Source organism: Tetragenococcus solitarius NBRC 100494 (assembly GCF_001544195.1).
Lineage (GTDB): Bacteria > Bacillota > Bacilli > Lactobacillales > Enterococcaceae > Tetragenococcus > Tetragenococcus solitarius.
Map to the genome: position 1 here is coordinate 11,745 of NZ_BCPY01000020.1, position 19,465 is coordinate 31,209.

Annotated in this window: 19 protein-coding genes and 2 pseudogenes; 19 read left to right on the forward strand and 2 right to left on the reverse strand. The window is 34.2% G+C overall.

The annotated features are described in order from the left end of the window. Window positions 1–10: 10 nt before the first annotated feature. Window positions 11–1,582 (forward strand): alpha-glucoside-specific PTS transporter subunit IIBC, encoded by a 1,572-nt coding sequence (locus TS1_RS07055; RefSeq protein ID WP_068709233.1) that lies wholly within the window; start codon window positions 11–13, stop codon window positions 1,580–1,582. A 407-nt stretch (window positions 1,583–1,989) separates the two neighbouring features. Here the strand turns inward: TS1_RS07055 and TS1_RS07060 are convergent, their stop codons facing one another. Continuing rightward, a complete protein-coding gene (locus tag TS1_RS07060) occupies window positions 1,990–2,808 on the reverse strand; it encodes a MurR/RpiR family transcriptional regulator (RefSeq protein ID WP_068709235.1) in 819 nt (272 codons plus the stop codon). Window positions 2,809–2,954: 146 nt separating this feature from the next. On the opposite strand from TS1_RS07060, the gene TS1_RS07065 reads away from it, so the two are divergent. From TS1_RS07065 to rhaD, 15 genes and pseudogenes are all read left to right on the forward strand, one after another. Further along, window positions 2,955–3,647 (forward strand): N-acetylmannosamine-6-phosphate 2-epimerase, encoded by a 693-nt coding sequence (locus TS1_RS07065; protein ID WP_068709237.1) that lies wholly within the window; start codon window positions 2,955–2,957, stop codon window positions 3,645–3,647. Window positions 3,648–3,676: 29 nt separating this feature from the next. Then, window positions 3,677–5,179, forward strand: coding sequence for a PTS transporter subunit EIIC (locus TS1_RS07070; protein ID WP_068709238.1), 1,503 nt, complete (start codon window positions 3,677–3,679; stop codon window positions 5,177–5,179). Between the two features lie 205 nt (window positions 5,180–5,384). Further along, window positions 5,385–5,690 carry a PTS sugar transporter subunit IIB gene (locus tag TS1_RS07075; RefSeq protein ID WP_068709240.1) on the forward strand — a complete coding sequence of 102 codons (306 nt, stop codon included), beginning with the start codon at window positions 5,385–5,387 and terminating at the stop codon, window positions 5,688–5,690. Between the two features lie 7 nt (window positions 5,691–5,697). Continuing rightward, complete coding sequence (locus tag TS1_RS07080) at window positions 5,698–6,942, forward strand: PTS sugar transporter subunit IIC (RefSeq protein WP_217994586.1); 1,245 nt, start codon at window positions 5,698–5,700, stop codon at window positions 6,940–6,942. A gap of 26 nt (window positions 6,943–6,968) precedes the next feature. Then, a complete protein-coding gene (locus tag TS1_RS07085; RefSeq protein WP_068709244.1) occupies window positions 6,969–7,325 on the forward strand; it encodes a PTS lactose/cellobiose transporter subunit IIA in 357 nt (118 codons plus the stop codon). Next, complete coding sequence (locus TS1_RS07090) at window positions 7,325–8,779, forward strand: glycoside hydrolase family 1 protein (protein WP_068709246.1); 1,455 nt, start codon at window positions 7,325–7,327, stop codon at window positions 8,777–8,779. Before TS1_RS07085 ends, TS1_RS07090 begins: the two co-directional genes overlap by 1 nt. A 74-nt stretch (window positions 8,780–8,853) precedes the next feature. Then, window positions 8,854–10,755, forward strand: coding sequence for a BglG family transcription antiterminator (locus TS1_RS07095; protein ID WP_068709247.1), 1,902 nt, complete (start codon window positions 8,854–8,856; stop codon window positions 10,753–10,755). Window positions 10,756–11,411: 656 nt separating this feature from the next. Then, window positions 11,412–11,624: pseudogene (locus tag TS1_RS12395) on the forward strand (ketose-bisphosphate aldolase); the annotation flags it as partial. Further along, a pseudogene (locus TS1_RS07100) lies at window positions 11,617–12,218 on the forward strand (AAA family ATPase). The pseudogenes TS1_RS12395 and TS1_RS07100, both read left to right, overlap by 8 nt. Before the next feature lie 200 nt (window positions 12,219–12,418). After that, on the forward strand, window positions 12,419–13,279 hold the full coding sequence (locus tag TS1_RS07105; protein ID WP_068709249.1) for a PRD domain-containing protein: 861 nt from the start codon (window positions 12,419–12,421) through the stop codon (window positions 13,277–13,279). Further along, window positions 13,276–13,737: a PTS sugar transporter subunit IIA gene (locus TS1_RS07110; RefSeq protein ID WP_068709251.1), complete on the forward strand. Its 462-nt coding sequence runs from the start codon at window positions 13,276–13,278 to the stop codon at window positions 13,735–13,737. Before TS1_RS07105 ends, TS1_RS07110 begins: the two co-directional genes overlap by 4 nt. Before the next feature lie 17 nt (window positions 13,738–13,754). After that, window positions 13,755–14,036: a PTS sugar transporter subunit IIB gene (locus TS1_RS07115; protein ID WP_068709253.1), complete on the forward strand. Its 282-nt coding sequence runs from the start codon at window positions 13,755–13,757 to the stop codon at window positions 14,034–14,036. A 2-nt stretch (window positions 14,037–14,038) separates the two neighbouring features. After that, window positions 14,039–15,385, forward strand: coding sequence for a PTS galactitol transporter subunit IIC (locus TS1_RS07120; RefSeq protein WP_068709255.1), 1,347 nt, complete (start codon window positions 14,039–14,041; stop codon window positions 15,383–15,385). Between the two features lies 1 nt (window position 15,386). Beyond that, complete coding sequence (locus tag TS1_RS07125; RefSeq protein ID WP_068709257.1) at window positions 15,387–15,611, forward strand: hypothetical protein; 225 nt, start codon at window positions 15,387–15,389, stop codon at window positions 15,609–15,611. After that, window positions 15,608–16,414: a rhamnulose-1-phosphate aldolase gene (gene rhaD, locus TS1_RS07130; protein WP_068709259.1), complete on the forward strand. Its 807-nt coding sequence runs from the start codon at window positions 15,608–15,610 to the stop codon at window positions 16,412–16,414. The genes TS1_RS07125 and rhaD overlap by 4 nt, the downstream gene beginning before the upstream one ends. Before the next feature lie 192 nt (window positions 16,415–16,606). Here the strand turns inward: rhaD and TS1_RS07135 are convergent, their stop codons facing one another. Further along, window positions 16,607–17,359 (reverse strand): GntR family transcriptional regulator, encoded by a 753-nt coding sequence (locus TS1_RS07135; protein WP_068709261.1) that lies wholly within the window; start codon window positions 17,357–17,359, stop codon window positions 16,607–16,609. Window positions 17,360–17,568: 209 nt separating this feature from the next. On the opposite strand from TS1_RS07135, the gene TS1_RS07140 reads away from it, so the two are divergent. The 3 genes from TS1_RS07140 to TS1_RS07150 are packed head-to-tail and all read left to right on the forward strand — an operon-like array spanning window position 17,569 to window position 19,462. After that, window positions 17,569–18,543 carry an SIS domain-containing protein gene (locus TS1_RS07140; protein WP_068709262.1) on the forward strand — a complete coding sequence of 325 codons (975 nt, stop codon included), beginning with the start codon at window positions 17,569–17,571 and terminating at the stop codon, window positions 18,541–18,543. 30 nt (window positions 18,544–18,573) lie between these two features. Beyond that, on the forward strand, window positions 18,574–19,005 hold the full coding sequence (locus TS1_RS07145) for a PTS sugar transporter subunit IIA (RefSeq protein ID WP_068709264.1): 432 nt from the start codon (window positions 18,574–18,576) through the stop codon (window positions 19,003–19,005). Continuing rightward, window positions 18,998–19,462, forward strand: coding sequence for a PTS sugar transporter subunit IIB (locus tag TS1_RS07150; protein ID WP_068709266.1), 465 nt, complete (start codon window positions 18,998–19,000; stop codon window positions 19,460–19,462). The genes TS1_RS07145 and TS1_RS07150 overlap by 8 nt, the downstream gene beginning before the upstream one ends. Window positions 19,463–19,465 lie beyond the last annotated feature (3 nt).

Here is a 19,465-nt window from a genome sequence, read left to right on the forward strand (position 1 = left end):
GGAAAACACTATGATGGCAAAGATTCAACGTTTTGGTGGTGCAATGTTTACTCCAGTTCTGTTTTTTGTTTTCTCTGGAATTGTCATTGCGGTTGCATCCGTTGTTAATGATCCAGCAATTGTGGGGAATATCGCACAAGAAGGGACGCTGTGGAACAAATTATGGGAAATTATTGAAGAAGGCGGCTGGACAGTTTTCAATAATATGGAAATCTTGTTTGCCATTGGTCTGCCGCTAGGGTTAGCCAAAAAAGCTAATGCACGAGCAGCGTTAGAGTCATTTGTTCTTTACATGACATTTAATACGTTTATGTCAAAAATACTGGAAAATTTTGGTGCAACTTTTGGAGTTGACTTTGACCAAGAAGTAGGCGAAGGTCTAAAAATGATCGGTGGCGTAAAAACATTAGATACAGGTGTAGTCGGTTCGATTATTATTGCTGCGGTTGTCATCTATTTGCATAATCGCTTTTTTGACACTCAGCTGCCAGAATACTTGGGGATTTTTCAAGGTTCAGCGCTCATTGGAATGATTGGATTTTTTGCAATGTTTATCATGGCGCTTCTTTTTTCCTGGATCTGGCCAATTTTTCAACAAGGCGTACAATCTTTACAAGATTTCATGGTACGTTCAGGTAACTTTGGGGTGTTTACTTATATCTTTTTGGAAAAGGCTCTATTACCAACGGGGCTCCATCATTTTATCTATGCACCTTTTCAGTTTGGTCCTGCCGTGGTAGAAGGCGGCACCACCTTATATTGGATGGAACACTTAAAAGAATTTGCTTCGTCTTCGCAAAGTTTGAAATCACTCTTTCCTGAAGGGGGATTTGCTTTGCAAGGTTTATCCAATTTGTTTGGCGTTCCGGGTATTGCCTTAGCTTTTTATGCAACATCCAAAAAGGAAAATAAGAAAAAAGTATTGGCTTTGATTGTCCCTGGAGTGATTACTGCTGTATTAGCGGGAATCACAGAACCATTTGACTATACTTTCCTATTTATCGCTCCTGTTCTATTTTTTATCCATGCTGTTTTAGCCGCTATTTTAGCAACAACTTCTTATGCTTTAGGCGTTGTCGGTGATATGGGCGGTGGTCTGATTGAAATAATCACTAAAAATTGGATTCCCATGTGGGCGAACCACTGGCAAACCTATGCCATTCAAGTAGGTGTCGGATTGGCGTTTATTTTAGTCTATTTTCTTGTTTTCCGTTTTTTGATTTTGAAATTTGATTTTAAAACTCCTGGAAGAGCAGACGAAGAAGTCGCGATGTTTACAAAAGCCGATTACAAAGAGAAAAAACAAGAAGCTGGACATGAAGATGATCTTTATCATGATCAAGCACACGGCTTTTTGGAAGCATTCGGTGGTGCTGAAAATATAGAAAATGTCAATAACTGTGCGACAAGGTTACGCGTATCTGTGAAAGATGAAGACAAAGTACAAAATGACGATGCATTTAAAGCTTGGGGCGCACATGGTGTTGTGAGAAATAAAAAGTATTTTCAAATTATTGTTGGTTTAAATGTACCTCAAGTGAGAGAAAGTTTTGATCAATTGATAGATGAAAATAAAAAATAGTAAAAAACTGTTCATCGTTTAGCGATGGACAGTTTTTTATTGGAGGGAACTTTAGCAATGTGCCTCCAATAATATGTAGATTGGAGGGGACTTTAGCAATGTGCCCCCAATAATTTATGGATTGGAGGGAACTTTAGCAATGTGCCCCCCAATAATTTACAGATTGGAGGGGACTTCTACGATGTGCCTCCAATAATTTACAGATTGGAGGGAACTTTCATAATGTTCCCGCTAATCATACTATTTTATATGACGGATTGATTTTACCCTTTATTTATGTAAAGCGATTTTACTAGGATAGAATAGTATGCGATTTGCTATGGGTTACTTATTTGATTTTATTCAATAAATAGTATTAAAAATCATTAGCAAACAAATATTTAGTCTATTGTTAGTGGCTAACAATTTTATTCATCGAACCGTTTCTCGATGATAGACCGTAGTACTTTTTCTCGCAATTGTAAGGTATCTACTTGGTTGTTACGTTCATAACCACGTACCAATAGGTCACTAATATATAGCTGAGAAATGATTCCCGCTAAAGATCCCCCGTCGAAAAAATCTTCCACTGAAGTTTGTAATACAATATCCCCCAGTTGAGCGAGTGGCGAAGAAAGGTAGTTTGTAATAGCAATTGTGGTTGCACCGTTTTTGGATGCTAAATTCATTGCATTGTAACTATCTTTGGTTCGTCCTGTTAATGAAAAAACAACTACTGCATCTTGTTTATCTAACAAAGAAGCTGATTGTGCTTGATAGTGCGGATCAATAACAGCTTGGCAATGGACACCAACGCGTAAGAACATTTTTTCTAAGCTGATACTTGATGTACCGCTTGAACCAACACCAAAAATATAAAGATAGCGAGCTTTAGTAATGGCGTCGACAGCTTTCATTAATTCTTTTTCATTTAATAACTGGCGGGTTGATTCCAACGCTTCATATAAACCATCAAGTACTTGATCATAATATTTTTTTTCTGTCGTTTCATAAGTATTAGTAAAATCCTCTTTAGCGATTTCGATTTTTAAATCAGCGAATCCAGAAAACCCCAACTTTTGGCAAAAACGAATGATTGTCGCATCACCGACATTAGTTGCTTTTTTGACTTCTTGGATAGTACTATATTTTGTTTTATCTTTAGTCACTAATATATAGTCAGCTACTTTTTTTTCTGATTTAGTTAATGAATGATAGTGCTCTTGGATTAACTTTATAAAGTTCATACTTTTAGATCCTTTCTGCAAGTAATTTTATTATACCTTAGAAAAACTTTTGTTAAAATACTTATTTACTTATTTGAAAGCGTGTGCTATATTCTTTTTACGGAGAAATTTTCCAACATAATTTAAAAATGGAGGTTTATTGGAGAATGGAAAAAGAAGAGTTTATTACAACAATTCAAGACGGATTGATTGTTTCTTGCCAAGCATTACCGGGTGAGCCAATGTATACGAAAAAGGGTGGGATTATGCCACTTTTTGCTTTAGCGGCAGAACAAGCTGGGGCAGTAGCTATTCGTGCAAATTCCGTTCGAGATATTACAGAAATTAAAACGATGGTTGATTTACCTGTGATTGGTATTATCAAAAAAGACTACCCACCACAAGAACCCTTTATTACTGCAACTATGAAAGAAGTGGATGAATTAGTCGCCACTGGTGTTGAAGTTATTGCATTAGATTGTACATTACGGGAACGTTTTGATGGTAAAACCGTAACGCAATTTGTCCACGAAATTAAAAATAAATACCCAACACAGTTGTTGATGGCTGATATTTCGACTTTTGAGGAAGGAGAAAATGCCATAAAAGCAGGAGTGGATTTTGTTGGTACGACCTTAAGTGGTTATACCAAAGAAAGCGCTGGATCTGAAAAGCCGGATATTCCCTTGATAAAGCACTTGGTTGCCGCAGGTTTTCCTGTAATTGCAGAGGGAAATATTCATACACCTCAGCAAGCAAAAGAAATTCAGAAATTGGGCGTAGTAGGGATCGTTGTCGGTGGTGCGATCACAAGGCCTAAAGAAATTGCTAGTCGATTTGTTTCCGCATTACGAGATTAATAAAATTTTGGTAAAAGGGAGTGGGAAGAATGTTTAAGAAGTTTTCACAGATCGGCCGGGCTATGATGTTACCGATTGCGATTTTGCCAGCAGCTGGTTTGTTACTTGGGCTAGGAGGCGCTTTGACTAATGAAAGTGCTTTGATAGCTTATCCTTTTTTGGATCAGAACTGGTTACAAACAATCTTAAGTATCATGAATTATGCAGGAAATGCTGTTTTTTCTAATTTAGCATTAATTTTTGCTATTGGTGTATCGGTTGGTTTAGCCAACGGAGATAAAGGGACAGCTGGCCTGTCAGGTGGTGTTGCTTATTTAGTTTATACAGCCACTATCAGTGGTTTTTTGGAGTTGTTTTCTGCTAAAGACGCAACGATTGATACAGGAGTGGTCGGTTCTATAGTTATCGGTGGAACAGTAGCGTATTTACATAATAAATACCGTAAGATTGAACTACCACAGTTTCTAGGATTTTTTGGGGGTTCACGTTTTATTCCTATTGTTTCCTCATTTGCTGCTATTTTCTTAGGGGCCTTTTTCTATCTTATTTGGCCACCCATCCAAGATGGACTGACAACCCTTGGCGAAAATATAGCGGAAATGGGTAGTCTAGGCACATTTTTATATGGTTTTTTATTGAGACTAACTGGAGCAGTTGGGTTGCACCATACTATTTATCCATTATTTTGGTATACATCTTTGGGTGGTTCTGAAATGGTTGCCGGGCATATGGTAACCGGTGCGCAAAATATTTTCTTTGCCCAATTAGCTGATCCGAACCATACAGGATTATTTACTTATGGCACTCGCTTTTTTGCTGGTCGTTTTGCTACCATGATGTTTGGGTTACCTGCAGCTTGTTTGGCAATGTATCACTCCATCCCTAAAATCAATCGCAAGCAAAATGGTGGACTATTTTTTAGTGGGGCACTTACTTCGTTTTTAACTGGGATTACAGAACCCATTGAATATATGTTTTTGTTTGTTGCACCATGGTTATATATCATACACGCTGTTTTAGATGGATTCTCCTTTTTAGCAGCAGATTTGTTAAACATTAGAATTGGAAATTCTTTTTCTGGCGGATTGATAGATTATTTGTTATTTGGTGTGCTGCAAGGAAATGATAAGACGAATTGGATATTAGTAGTGCCTTTAGGTATTGCTTGGGCCGTCATCTATTATTGTGTATTTCGTTTTTGTATTACGAAATTTAAAATTGCCATACCAGGGATGCAGAGTAATACAGAAGTAACTAGTACTAGTAAAACAGCCGAAAATAGTTCGTTAACTGAGGAAGCCAATACTATTATAGCGGCCCTTGGTAATTCAGAAAATATTGAATCTGTGGAAGCATGTGCTACCCGTCTACGTATATCAGTAATAGACGGAAAGAAAGTAGATAAAGAAGTAATAAAAAATCTGGGTGCTACGGCAGTTTTTGAAGCTCAAGGTGGGATACAAGCAGTATTTGGTGGTAAGGCAGACATTCTTTCACAAGAAATTAATCAAATTTTAGGGAAAGACGTTTAAGTAGTAATCAAGCTATTTTTTAGGTTTTTATTAATTAAACTACCTCTTTATATTTTAATTAAATAACAGTAGGACCATTTCTATTTTTGAAATAGAGATGGTCTTTTATTATGATTTTTCCTAGTACTAGGAAAAAAAGAAGTTTGTCCCTGAACTTTTGTACCCCTATAATAACTTTATAAATAAATAGAAAGCGGTGTCAAAAGTGAAAAATATTTTATTAATTTGTGGTTCTGGTGCATCAAGTGGTTTTATGGCAGGTGCTATACGTAAAGCAGCGAAAAAAAAAGGTGAAAAAGTGGATGTAAAAGCAGCGAGTGAATCTCAATTAGATGAACGTATCGATGAAATTGATTATTTATTGATCGGTCCGCATCTATCCTATATGGTTGACGAACTTAAAGAAAAGACACAGGAAAAAAACGTAAAAATTGCAGTAATCCCACAAGCTGTTTATGGAACATTGGACGGTAAAAAAGCACTCGAGATGATTTTAAACATGGAGGGTTAAGACAATGATGAATAAAATTATGGATTTTATGACGAATAAATTTGCTCCGCGAGTAAACAAAATCGTAAAAAACCCTTGGATTGCGTCCATTCAAGATTCTATTATGACGGCACTGCCTTTAGTTTTCGTTGGTTCCATCATCACGGTGGTTTCTTTGTTGAATAATTTTTTCGATAGCTTACCGGATTTTTCTCTTATCAGTAATTTTTCTTTTGGAATGTTTGGTCTAGTGGTTTCGTTTCTAATCCCTTATTACTTGATGGAAAAAAAGGGAAATAGTCAGAAATTAATTACTGGCTCAACAGGTTTGGTGCTATTTATGATGTTGTTATATCCGACAGTAAATGCAAAAGGTGATATTACCTTTACTTTAGAAAGATTTGGCGCAACAGGGATGTTTTTGGCTATTATTACAGGTCTATTTGTTGGTTGTATTATGAACTTTGCTGCCAAACATTCTTTTTTTGACGAAGATACGCCGATACCGGATTTTGTTGTTGGCTGGTTTAATAGTTTGTTGCCTATTACTTTTTTACTATTAATCGGTTGGCTCATCACTGTGCAATTCAATGTGGACTTTTTTGAAATCGTTATTTATGTGTTTAAACCATTAGCGGCTATTGTTCAGTCATATCCAGGATTTGTACTATCGGTATTTATTCCTGCATTCTTGTATACTTTTGGTATTTCAGGATGGGTCATGATGCCAGCGATCTATCCGGTATATATGGCTGGTTTAGCAGAAAACATTCAGGCGGCTTCTAATGGGCAGGAAGCGACTAATATTGCGACACAAGAAACTATCTACGCCTTTTCTTCTATGGGTGGAATTGGAACAACCTTGGCGCTTGCTTTTATGATACTAATACTAAGCAAATCAGCACAGCTAAAAGCTATTGGGAAAGCTGTATTTATTCCTTCCATCTTTAATATTAATGAACCTTTGATGTTTGGTGCCCCAGTTGCATTTAATCCTTATCTGATGGTGCCTATGTGGATTAATGGTATTATCGTGCCAAGTATTGCTTATTTTGCAATGTCGATTGGTGTAGTAAACATTCCTACGCAATCTTTCTTACTGTGGTATGTACCTTATCCTATTACTTCTTATCTTGCTACACAAGATTGGCGGGCAATTATCGTAGCTATTCTTGTTTTTGTTGTGACTTGGCTTGTGTTTTTACCCTTTTTCAAGGCTTATGATAATTCATTACTTAAAAAGGAAGCAGAAGAAGTTGAAACAGAAGGATAATGTTAATCTTGTTTAGGAGGAAAGTTATGTCAAAAAAAGAATTTATAGAAGAAAATGATGAACTAAATGAATTATCGATGAATATTTTAGTCCATGCGGGAAATGCACGTGAACAGTTAGTCCAATCGCTGAATAAATTGGAAGAAGACAATTTTACAGAAGCAGAAGAAAAAATAAAATTAGCTAGAAAAGAAATTGTTACTGCACATGGCTTACAAACAGATACTTTACAACTAGAAGCAAGCGGAGAGCAAATTCGTTATTCGACTCTTTTTTGTCACGCGCAAGATACATTAATGACAGCACAAAGTGAAATATTGCTAAGTGAACATTTGATCCGTTTATTCAAGAAAGCGGATCAAAAAATTAAGGAGGCTAAATAATGACTAACAAATTTCAATTTCCAAAGGATTTTCTTTGGGGAGGTGCAATTGCAGCTAATCAAGCTGAGGGAGCTTTTGGGGTAGATGACAAAGGTATTAGCTTAGCAGATGTCCATCCATATTATCCCGATAAAACGAATGAAGAAATTCATGAAGAACAGTTAAAAGGAATGACGCTAGAACAAGTAAAAGAAAATATACATGATAAATACCACTATTACCCTAAACGCCATGGAATTGACTTTTATCATACGTTTCCGCAAGATTTAGAACTATTAGCAGAAATGGGATTTAAGTGTTTTAGGACATCTATTGATTGGACCAGAATTTTTCCTACAGGAGAAGAAGATGTTCCTAACGAAGCAGGACTACGTTATTATGATAATCTAATCAATAAAATTATTGAATTAGGAATGGAACCAATTATTACTATTTTACATTATGAAACTCCTATTAGTATCACATTACATTATGGGGGTTGGCATAACCGAAAGGTCATTGATTTATTTGTTAAATACGCAAAAGTTATTTTAGACCGCTATAAGGATAAAGTTAAGTATTGGATTGTTATTAACCAAATTAATTTAATTCAGTTTGAACCTTTTAACTCAACAGCTATTGCTTATGATACAGTGGATGACTATCCATCAGCAGTTTTCCAAGCCATTCATAATCAATTTATTGCTAGTGCCAAGGTTTATGAATATGCAAAAAAAATTAACCCTGAATTAATGATCGGAACAATGGTGGCCGATTGTACAGCTTATCCTTATTCTTGCGATCCAAATGATGTTGTTTTAGCGATGAAAAGAAATCGTATGCAATATTTCTATACGGATGTACAGTTTCGCGGCCACTATCCTAAATACGCTTTAAATTATTTTGCAGAAAATAATATTAATGTAGATATTACCAATGCAGATAAGGAATTATTAAGAAATAACACAATGGACTATTTAGCTATTTCATACTACTATTCGCAGATGGTTGATTCTAGGAAAAATACAATGGATTTAACTTCAACCGCCCCTAACCCTAATTTAGAAGCAAACCCATGGGGATGGGCTGTTGATCCCCAAGGCTTGTATAATTGTTTATCTCAATACTGGGACCGTTATGAAAAGCAAATTTTGATTGCCGAAAATGGTTTTGGTATGTACGATAAATTAGAAAATGGCAAAATTCACGACGACTATCGTATCAATTATCTAGCAGAACATATTAAAGAAATTAAACATGCAATTTATGACGGAGCAAAAGTCATCGGGTATTGTGCTTGGGGACCCATTGATATTATTAGTTGTTCGTCTGCTCAAATGGAAAAACGCTATGGTTTTATTTATGTTGATCTAGATAATACTGGACATGGTTCTGGAAAAAGAATCAAAAAAGATAGTTTTGCTTGGTATAAAAAAGTCATTGCTTCAAATGGAGAAGATTTAGATACTCAATAGTAAAAAATTAGCAGTAGGCATGGTAGCAGTTGACTTTTGATGCGATTGGTTTTTATAAAACGGAGGCTGTAAAAATGGGAAAAGATACCCAAAAAAATATTCTGTCTTTTTTAAGAAAAAATAAAAACCGTTGGGTTACTTCAAAAGAACTAGCCAATTTTTGCAACTGTACAACTCGAACAATAAGAAATAATGTAACAAAAATTAATCAAGAAAATCCAGGACTGGTCTTTGCTAGTCGTTATGGCTATCAAGGAAGTTTTACTAATAATGGTTTGATCCTTGGAGATGAACAAAATGAACGAAAGTCTACACTGTTTTTACTATTATTGAAAAGTTCTGAAAGGGGAATTGACTTATTTGAACTAGCTGAACGATTATTCATCGCTGAATCAACATTAAAAAATGATATTCAAGATTTGAAAACGGAAATTGCACATACGAAATTACAAATTGTGATTCAGCAAAATAACGTTAAACTATTAGGAACTGAACGGGCTAAGCGAAGTTATATGATTTCTTTATTATATAAAGAAGGAGATTATCAAGAAAAGCTAAAGCAGGAAATTCAAGAAATGATTGGTTATATTTCCTTGGAAGAATTAGAAGAGACAATAAAAAATGTGTTGAATAGGCGAGCAATTTATGTCAATCAGTATTCAATGAATAACATCGTATTGCATTATGCGATAAGTATCGAACGAATTCGCCAAGGAAATGTGATAACGAAAATCAAAAAGGCCCTTATTTCTAAAGATACTTACGAGTTTCAAACAGCCAAAGAAATTACAGATGTTTTGTCTCACGCTTATCATATTGCTTTTTCAGAAGAAGAGTTAGATCAGTTGGCATTACTATTTATAGGTTTAAAAAAAGAAACGCAAGCCACTTTACAAAACATGGAACTACGACAAATTGTTGAATCTAAAATTATCGAAGTATTAAAAAATGTTTTGGAAGATGTAAAAACAACTTATCTTATTCAATTAGAAGATGAACAATTTTTTACAAAATTAGCTATTCATTTACAAAGCTTATACGATCGTTCACAGTATGAAACTTTTACTAGAAATACTGGATTATTAGATATAAAGACTGCCTATCCTCTCACTTTTGATATTGCAGTTTATATCTCTTCTTTAATTCAAGAACAGTTAGGTATCTGGTTTAATGATGATGAGATCTCTTTTATTGCTTTACATATTGGATCTTTTTTAGAAAATAAAAAAGAAGAACGAATGCAAATAAAAGTGGTGTTATTCGTTGAGGATTATCATAATATACGTACAAATATGATCAAAAAATTACAGGACAATTTTGGCAATGACATTATTATTCAAAATATGGATGAAAAAAAAGAACTACTTAATGGAGACATTATTTTGACTACAGATCGAAAAAAAGCCAATCAACTCTCTGGTTCGTTGTTTGTCCACCCCTTATTGACAATAAAAGATCTAGAAAAAATCGAAGCAAGAATCAATTTGAAAAAAAAGAATATCCAAAATCGTCTATTTAATGATTCAATTAATTCTTTTATTGAGCCGTCACTTTATTTTGCCCAAATTGATCCAGCAGAATTAACCCCTGAAATGCTACGTAAGCAAATGGTTGACAAAATGGAAAAGGAACATTATGTAACAAGTAAATTTGCAGAAAATGTGGAAAAAAGAGAAATCATGTCTCCTACCAGTTTCCCTTCTGGAATTGCTATTCCACACTCGATGGAACATGACGCCTGCAAAAGCGGAATCTCAATCATGACGTTACAAGAGCCCATCGTTTGGAATCAATACCTTGTTAGTATCATTGCATTAGTTGCCATAAATAAGCATGAATCAAAGCCGTTTAATGATTTTTTTGAGAAATTTATTGAAATTGTATCAGACTCAGTTAACGTTAAAGAGTTGGCAATGTCAGACGATTTCACAGAACTAGTGTTTAAATTGAAGTTAATGTTTAAATCATTAGCGTGATAAATGAGCGATATGAAAAAACTAACACAAAAAGTTATTCAATAACTTTTTGTGTTTTTTTGGGTGTGCCAGGCATGACATTTGTCTAGCTAGTGAAAATCTAGCCGCGGATGATTATCTTCAAGCGTAGGGAGCCACAAGCTGAAGTCCAAAAGGTAAACGTAAAACCAAGACAGTAAATCAAGAGGTTGTGGAGAGAAAGATAAATGTCTTACCCTGGGAGATCTTACGGACGTTTGCGAACGGTCGAAAAAGGTTTGTCGTAAGAAGTCAGCTGAGGCCATAGTAGCTACTGTTTCATGTAGTGAAGGGCTGAATGTTTGTATAGTGTGAATCGCTAGAAGAAAATATTCAAGCAGTCCGGAAATGAGGTTACCCTAGAACGGTAGAACGTAACTATGGATGGGAAAAGGAGTGAGGACGATCTTGGATCCATCTACGCCTAGAGGAGGAACAGCGTATGAGATTCATAGAAAAGATCACGAGCCATCAAAATATGAGACAAGCCATGGAGCAGGTCAAAAAAAATAAAGGGACTCCGGGCGTTGATAAGATGCCTGTGGAGGAACTTCCCCCTTACTTCTATCAAATCTTGTTCAGGAGATTCGATCGATGACCTATCGGCCCAAGGCAGTCAAGTGAGTTTATATCCCTAAAATGGAATTCGTAAATTTAATGTAGGAACAGAATTGTTAGTGGGCTGGACTCAAGAAGCGAAAGATCATTTTGGTGCAACGGAAGTAAACAAATCATTAAGGCATAATATTATTCCAGCAAATATGAAAGTAAAAGAAACAGTTAAACATAAAATTGGATTATTTATGAACTTAACTGAGCCTATGAATGTAGGTCGAAACACAGATGAATAAATATTTGATTTTAATTGCAGGGAGCCCTGCAACTGGTAAAAGTTACTTAGTACATGAGATACAAAAAGTGATTCCGTCAGTTTTTATTGTTACACCAGATGAATTAAAAGAAACCATCGCAAATTCTGTAGGTTATAATGATTTATCTGAAAAAGCTCAATTAGAAAAAGAGGTCTGGATTAACTATTATCGCATATTGGCTATTTATATGCAGTTGGGTAAGCAGTTTATTCTGTCTGAATATCCTTTTTCTGATAAACAAAAGGATCAATTTAAACATTTGTCAGAAAATTATGGTTATCATGTCATTACAGTCCGATTGAGGGCAGAATTTGAAACATTATGGCAACGTAGAAAAGTGCGAGATCGGAAAATGATCGACATTTAAGTCACATTATGACTCACTATCATTATGGCGACCATTTAGAAGATAGAACGCAGGCGGATAATTTAATCACTAAATCTGAATTTAGGAAAATTCTAGAGGATCGTCAATATGACCAATTTGCTTTAGGAGAGGTATGGGAGTTTGACGTAACAGACTTTAATAAGGTAGATTATACTGAGCTTTTAAAGTATTTAGGTCGACTATGAATTAAAATTGTAAGTTGGATCCAATAAAAAATTGCTTTTTAATATTTCATTAAAAAAATGATTGACTATTTTATAGAAAAATAATAATATGAAGTTGTAAGAGGAAACAAAAATTAAATATCAGTGTAACTGTTTGATCAGGCATGATTAAGTAATTCGAAAGAATACTTAATTATGCCTTTTTTGTTTTATTAGGAGGGATGATTTTGAAGGTCGTACAATCATTAAACCAAAACGCCTTATTAGTAAACAATGATGGTAACGAATGTATCGTTGTTGGGAAAGGGATTGGCTTTGGTAAAAAGAGAGGGGATGTGGTCGATAATAAGAAAAATGTTAAGTTTTATAAAATGGTACCAGAACAAGGCGGTGTAAGAGAATTCATTGATGATATTGATGATCAAAGTCTTCAAGCTGCTGAAGAAATTGCTTCATATGCAGAAAAAACTCTTGGTAAAGAATTTACAGGTAATTTCATTTTATCCTTGGCCGGTCATATTCAATTTCTTGAAGAAAAATATAGAGATAAGGTTGAAATTCCAGAGCCTTTTCATTATGAATTAAAATATCTTTATCCTTCAGAATATAAAATTGCAGAATGGTCGATTCATTATTTACAGGAAGAATTTGATTTTAGTCTTCCAAGTGCAGAGGTTTCCTTTTTTACTCTACATTTTGTGAATGGATTAGTTGAAAATGATTCTTTAAAAAATGTAGTTGAACTAAGCGACATCTTGAACGAAACGATCGAAATTATAGAAAAGGAAACACATGAGGTCATGAATAGGGAAACAATTGCTTTTTCTAGGTTTATTATTCATTTAAGATATTTCGTTATAAGAAGTCTTTCTAGAATAGCTAAAAAAGAAAATAACGAAAATTCTGAGTTTAAGAAAATTTATGATTTAACTTTTGAGATGTATCCGCTTGAAAAACAAATAATTAAAAAGATAAAAGAACAACTTTATGTAAATCACAATATAATATTTGAAAACTATGAGGATTTTTATCTTTTATTGCATTTAGTCAGAATACTGAGTAACGGAGTTGAAAGTAGATGAGTTATAAGGAGAACTTTAAAAACGAGTTAGTTAGCCTCAATTTAGCGGTAGATAACCAACAAGATTTTTTTCATACTATTTCAAATGATTTGTATACTAAAGGTTATGTTGAAAAGACATTTGAAAAGGCGATTCTTGAAAGGGAAAGTACCTATCCTACAGGTTTACAATTAGACCACTTTGCTATTGCTATCCCGCACACCGATGTTATTCATATTAGGCAACCTTTTGTTGCTATTTATCGTTTAATAAAATCGGTAGAGTTTTACCAAATGGGCACTGATGATGTTATTGTGCCAGTAAAAGACATTTTAGTTTTAGGGATTAATGAACCTAAAAAGCAAGTAGGTTTATTATCGAATTTAATGCAATGTTTTACTAGAAATGAATTTGTTGAACAATATAAAGGTGCGGTATCAGCCGAGGAAATTACAGAATTGATAAAAAATAATTTATAAATTGGGAGGAAATTATTATGAAAAAAATTATTGTAGCTTGTGGTTCAGGAGTTGCCACTTCACAGACGGTCGCTTCAAAACTTGCAAAATTATTAAAAGAAAGGAAAGTACCTGCTGATGTTGAAGCAGTAGATATTAAATCATTAAAACATCATGTAAAAAACGCTGATGCATATGTATCTATCGTTAAATCAAAAGAAGAATTTAACATTCCTGTATTTAACGGTGTAGCTTTCTTAACAGGCATGGGGCAGGAAGAAGAATTACAAAAAATTATTGATCTACTTGAGGAGGAATAATTATGGATGTACTTCAGACTGTTGTTAATTATATATTAAATGATTTAGGAGCAGCTGTTTTTGTACCAGCTTTAATGTTAATTATAGGTCTTTGTATGAAAATGAAATTTTCCGAAGCTTTTACTTCTGCGTTGACTCTAGGTATCGCATTTACTGGAATGTCAATTCTTATTGATTATATGATGGGGTCTATGGGCGATGCTGCAGCAAGTTTAGCTAAAAGTACTGGGGTTAACTTGCCAGCGGTTGATGGCGGTTGGCCAGGAATGGCGGCGATTTCTTGGGCCTGGCCTTATGCATTTTTAATGTTTCCGCTGACAATTGGCGTTAACATTGTACTTTTAATTTTAAATCGTACGAAAACATTAAATGTTGATATGTGGAACGTTTGGAACAAAATTTTTACAGCTGTTATGGTTTCTTATATTACTGGAAGTACACTTTGGGGTTTTGTGGCTGCTTCCATTCAAATTATTTTGGAATTAAAAGCAGGTGATATATGGGGGCCAGAAGTTGAAAGATTGACGGGTATACCTGGCGTTACCGTACCACATTTTATTACTTTAATATGTACTTTGCTTTTTCCTATTGATGAATTATTAAAAAAGATCCCCTTTTTTAACCGTCCTATGGATGCGGATGCTTTAAAAGAAAAAATTGGAATTTTTGGTGAAAATTCAGTAATGGGCGGTATTATCGGTTTGTTATTAGGATTGGCTTCTGGTTACGGTATCGCAGGTTCTCTACAATTAGCGGTTCAGGCGGCTACTGCTTTAACCCTATTTCCAATGGTTTCTAAACTTTTTTCTCAAGCATTATCTCCAATTTCAGAAGCTATTTCAGACTTTATGAAAAAACGTTTTGAAGGAAAAGAAGTCTTCATTGGTTTAGATTGGCCTATATTAGCAGGACGTAATGAACTATGGGTAGCAGTCATTATAACTATTCCAGTATTACTAGTTTTAGCGATTGTTTTGCCAGGAAATATTGTACTACCCTTTGCGGGAATAATTAACCTTTCATTTGTGGTCGGGGCATTACTAATGACTAATGCCAACCTAGGAAGAATGATATTTCACGGCGTTATCTCTGCTCCCTTCTTCTTATATGGTGCCACTTATTTTGCTCAATATGTAACTCGTTTAGCAAATGAAACTGGCGCGGCAAACGTACCAGAAGGAAAGTTACTGTCATGGAGTACTTTTGAAGGCCCAGACATTCGTTATCTATTTGCGACAGGTTTTTCAGGAAATATCTTAAGCGTTATTTTATTAATTATTTGGTTAGGTTTATTTTATTGGATGTATACGAGTAAGAAAAAATATAACCAATCATTAGAAAATGAGTAATATGAAAAAAGGAAAAATTTGCTGGACAATACTTGTTTTATTAGATGCCGTGCTGCTTTTATGTGGATTTATCTATAAAAATTGGGTTTTAAGTTTAATGGCATTAGGTTTAATTCTAATGGTAAGAATATTTGCTTATGATTTGTTATTTAAAAGTTTTGATGAAAAATGGGATAAAAAACGTAAGGACTATGTCAGAAAAGAAAGAAGGAAATTAAAAAAATGATAAAGTATACAGAATTAACTGCTGTCAAAGAGCTAGCTAACTTGACCTATACGATGTGGCAAATGGGATGGGATGAAAAAAATGGTGGAAATATTAGCTATCTTTTATCTCCTGAAGAAACAAAAGTGATCTATTGTGACCAAACTCCAAGATTTATAAAATTAGAAAATATTCCCAATAATTTAGTTGGTCACTACTTAATTATTACAGCTTCGGGTAGTAATTTTCGCTTGGTAAAAAATTCTATTGAAACAACAGTTGGGGTTATTAGAATCGAACAAGAGGGATATACGATAGTAGCAGGATTTGAAAATAATAATAAACCAACTAGTGAGATCTACATGCACATACTTTCTCACAGTTCGCGTTTAGAAGTAGATCCAACACATAGAGTTGTGGTGCATAATCATGCTACAGAAATTTCTGAGATGACTTTTGTCCATGAATTAGATGATAAGACGCTGACCCGTTCTTTATGGGGAATGATTACAGAATGCATTATTGTATTTCCTGACGGCGTGGGAGTATTGCCTTGGATGGTTTGTGGTAATGAAGAGATTGGAAAAGCTACTGCCAAAAAATTAACAAATTGTCGAATTGTTATTTGGGCTCATCATGGTATTTTAGCAACTGGAAGTAGTTTAAATGATGCATTTGGTTTAATTGAAACAGTCAACAAAGCAGCTAAAATATATATGAATACGTTTGACAAAAGAATAACTACTGGAATTACAGATAAACAATTAATAGAGGTATGTGACTTTTTTGATGTCACTCCTAGAAAGGGAATTATTAATGGATAAGACAAGCTAAAATATTCAAACTATATTTTATTAATATGCTCTCTTATAGTAATCAATAGAAATAACAAAAATTCTATTATACTATAAGAGGGCTTTTAATAAAGAAATTTACAGCAATATCTACATACTACATTGACTATATACTTGTGGGAGTCGCATATCACTTAAAAAGAAAGAAGACCACAGAAATTTCTATCCCAGCTCAATACCATTAATTTTTCCTTGTCCAGAAACATTAATAACATAATTAACACGATCACAGCGAATTGTTGAAGTTGAAAAATGTATAACTTCATCATTCTTAGTATAACTTAATTTATCAAGGACAAACAAAGGATCACCAGTATAGCAATGCAAGAGATCAGCTAATTCTGGTTTAGCAATGATACCACTAAATTCTATCTTTGAACGATATGCTGTTACTTTATATTTCTTTTCTAATAAATCGTATAAAGAACCAAAGCTGTTGATTTCATCTAAAAGACCAGGGTAATTTTCAGCTGCTGCAAAGAAACTATCTGTAGCAATAGGAACTTCGTCATCCCACATTAATCGTTGAATATTTATGACCGGCGCCTCAAGTTGAATTTGTAATTTTTCAGCCAAAAAAGGGTCTGCTTTAGTTAATTTTGTCGAAAGAATATTATTTTTTATTGAATGCCCAGTTTTTTCTAAAAATTGGTTAAAACCTTGTGTAGCACCTAAAGATACTTTCTCCTTGTTTAATTTTACAAATGTCCCCCTACCTCGTGAGCGTTCTACCAAACCATTTTTAGTCAACAATTCAAATGCTTTTCGTATCGTAATTTTACTAACATTATAAATTTTACACATTTCAGTTTCGGTGGGTAGTTTTTCTCCTGGAAGATATTTTTTTTGCATAATATCGTTTCTGATATCTGCTTCTACTTGAAGATAAAGTGCTCGATTACTTTTTGAATCCATTATTTTTTTCTCCTTATCAATTTTTATCTAATTCTATTTAATTATAACATAGTACTATAACTAAACATGACTATTGTATATCGTTATTTTATATAGAAAAGTTTCAGAAAATTTTTTTAATTAAAACTATTGCAAAAAGTTTTGAAATCATTATAATTAGTATTATAAATTTATATAATTTTATAATACTAATTTGGGAGAGGGATAAAATGAGAACGGAACATCAAGAACAAATTAATAAAGTAATCGAGGGGCTACAAGGAAAGTCAATTACCCATGTTTATTTTACTGCATGTGGTGGCTCTCAAGCAGTATTAATGGCAGGACAATATATTATAGACAAAGAAACTAGCATTCCTGCCCATGTTTATACAGCTAATGAGTTTGTTTATGATACGCCCAAAGAGGTTAATGATCATGCATTGGTTATAACTTGTTCACACTCCGGAAATACCCCAGAAACGGTTAATGCTGCAAAAAAAGCTAGGGAAAAAGGTGCTATTGTTGTTGCTTTATCAAATGAGATTGCTTCACCACTCTGTCAAGCTGCTGAATACCCAATTCATTATGATTGGGGGAAAGAAGCAGATGCGAGTGATTTAAATAAAGCCATTCTGTATGGACTTGTATTTAAACTTTTATCTACTTTAGATGGCTCAGAAAAATGGGAAATTTGTCTCAAAGCTTTAAGTAAGTTAAATGAGTTGACAATAAAAACAAAAAAAGAAAATGCTGAATTCACTAAACAATGGGGAAAAGACAGTAAACGAGACAACATTATTTACACGATTGGCAGTGGTATTAACTATGGAGAGGTTTATTCTACGGCCGCATGTTGGTTTATGGAAATGCAGTGGCTCCATTCTAATTCTATTCATTCTGGTGAGTTTTTTCATGGTCCTTTTGAAATTGTAGATTTTGATGTGCCATTTATTTTAATTAAGAGTATAGGAAGTACTCGTTATTTAGATGAGCGGGTAGAGAAATTTACAGCTAAATTTAGTGATCGATTTGTTGTATTAGATCAAGCAGATTTTGATCTTACTTCTGTAGAAGAAGAAGCTAGAGAGTATATTGCAGCGATTCTTTCTGGAGTTGTTATTCGTCAAATGGTTGAATCTATCGCTTTTGAAAGAGGCCATTCATTGGACGTACGTCGATATATGTGGCAGATGGAATACTAAAATTATTTTGATCAGAGGAGGTTGTGCACGATGACAAAGGCACAGTTTAGAATAATAATAACTACGCATAGTTCTTTATGTAATGGGTATTTAGATGCGGCAGCTTTAATTTTAAACAGTAAGTGTGAAAATGTTGAATTGCTCACATTTAAGGAAAACATGTCTACAGAAGATTTTGAAAAAAGTTTAGTAGAAATGATCGACGTGCATCCTACACAACCTCTTTTAATTCTTACTGATCTAGTAGGTGGTACCCCTGCTAATATAGCAATCAAGTACATGAAAAAAGCGGCCATTGAAATTGTTTCAGGCATTAATTTGCCACTTTTACTGGAGGTACTGATGAAACAAGAAGCGGGGGAACAACTAAAAGATATTCAGTTTAAAGAGGTAATCAAAAATTCACAAGAGAGTATTATTTATGTTAACGAGTTATTGAGAGGAGGAACGGTCAATGATTAAATTAGTGAGGGTGGACCATCGGTTATTACATGGACAGGTAATTTTTTCTTGGACCAAGCAGTTAGGAGTTAATCATATTATTGTAGCAGATAACAAAGTTCCTAACGATCCTATGAACAAAATGGCGCTTTCAATTGCAAAACCAGCTGAAGCTAAATTGGATGTTGTACCAATTGGTGAAGTGGCGTCGATTGTAGAAAAGGAAAAGGACGACCTATATATGATTTTGGTTAAAGGACCACAGGAAGCATTGGAGTTAACCGATGTTCTTGAAGAAATTCGAGAAATAAATTTTGGTGGGGTAGCGAAAAAAGCAGACTCAAAACCTTATGGTAAAGCTGTGTATTTAAATGAAAATGAACTAGAGGCTACTCATAAACTGATTGATAAAGGAATAGAAATTTTTGTTCAGCAAGTTCCTTCATCAGCAATTGAGCATGTTAATTTTGGTAATTAAGGA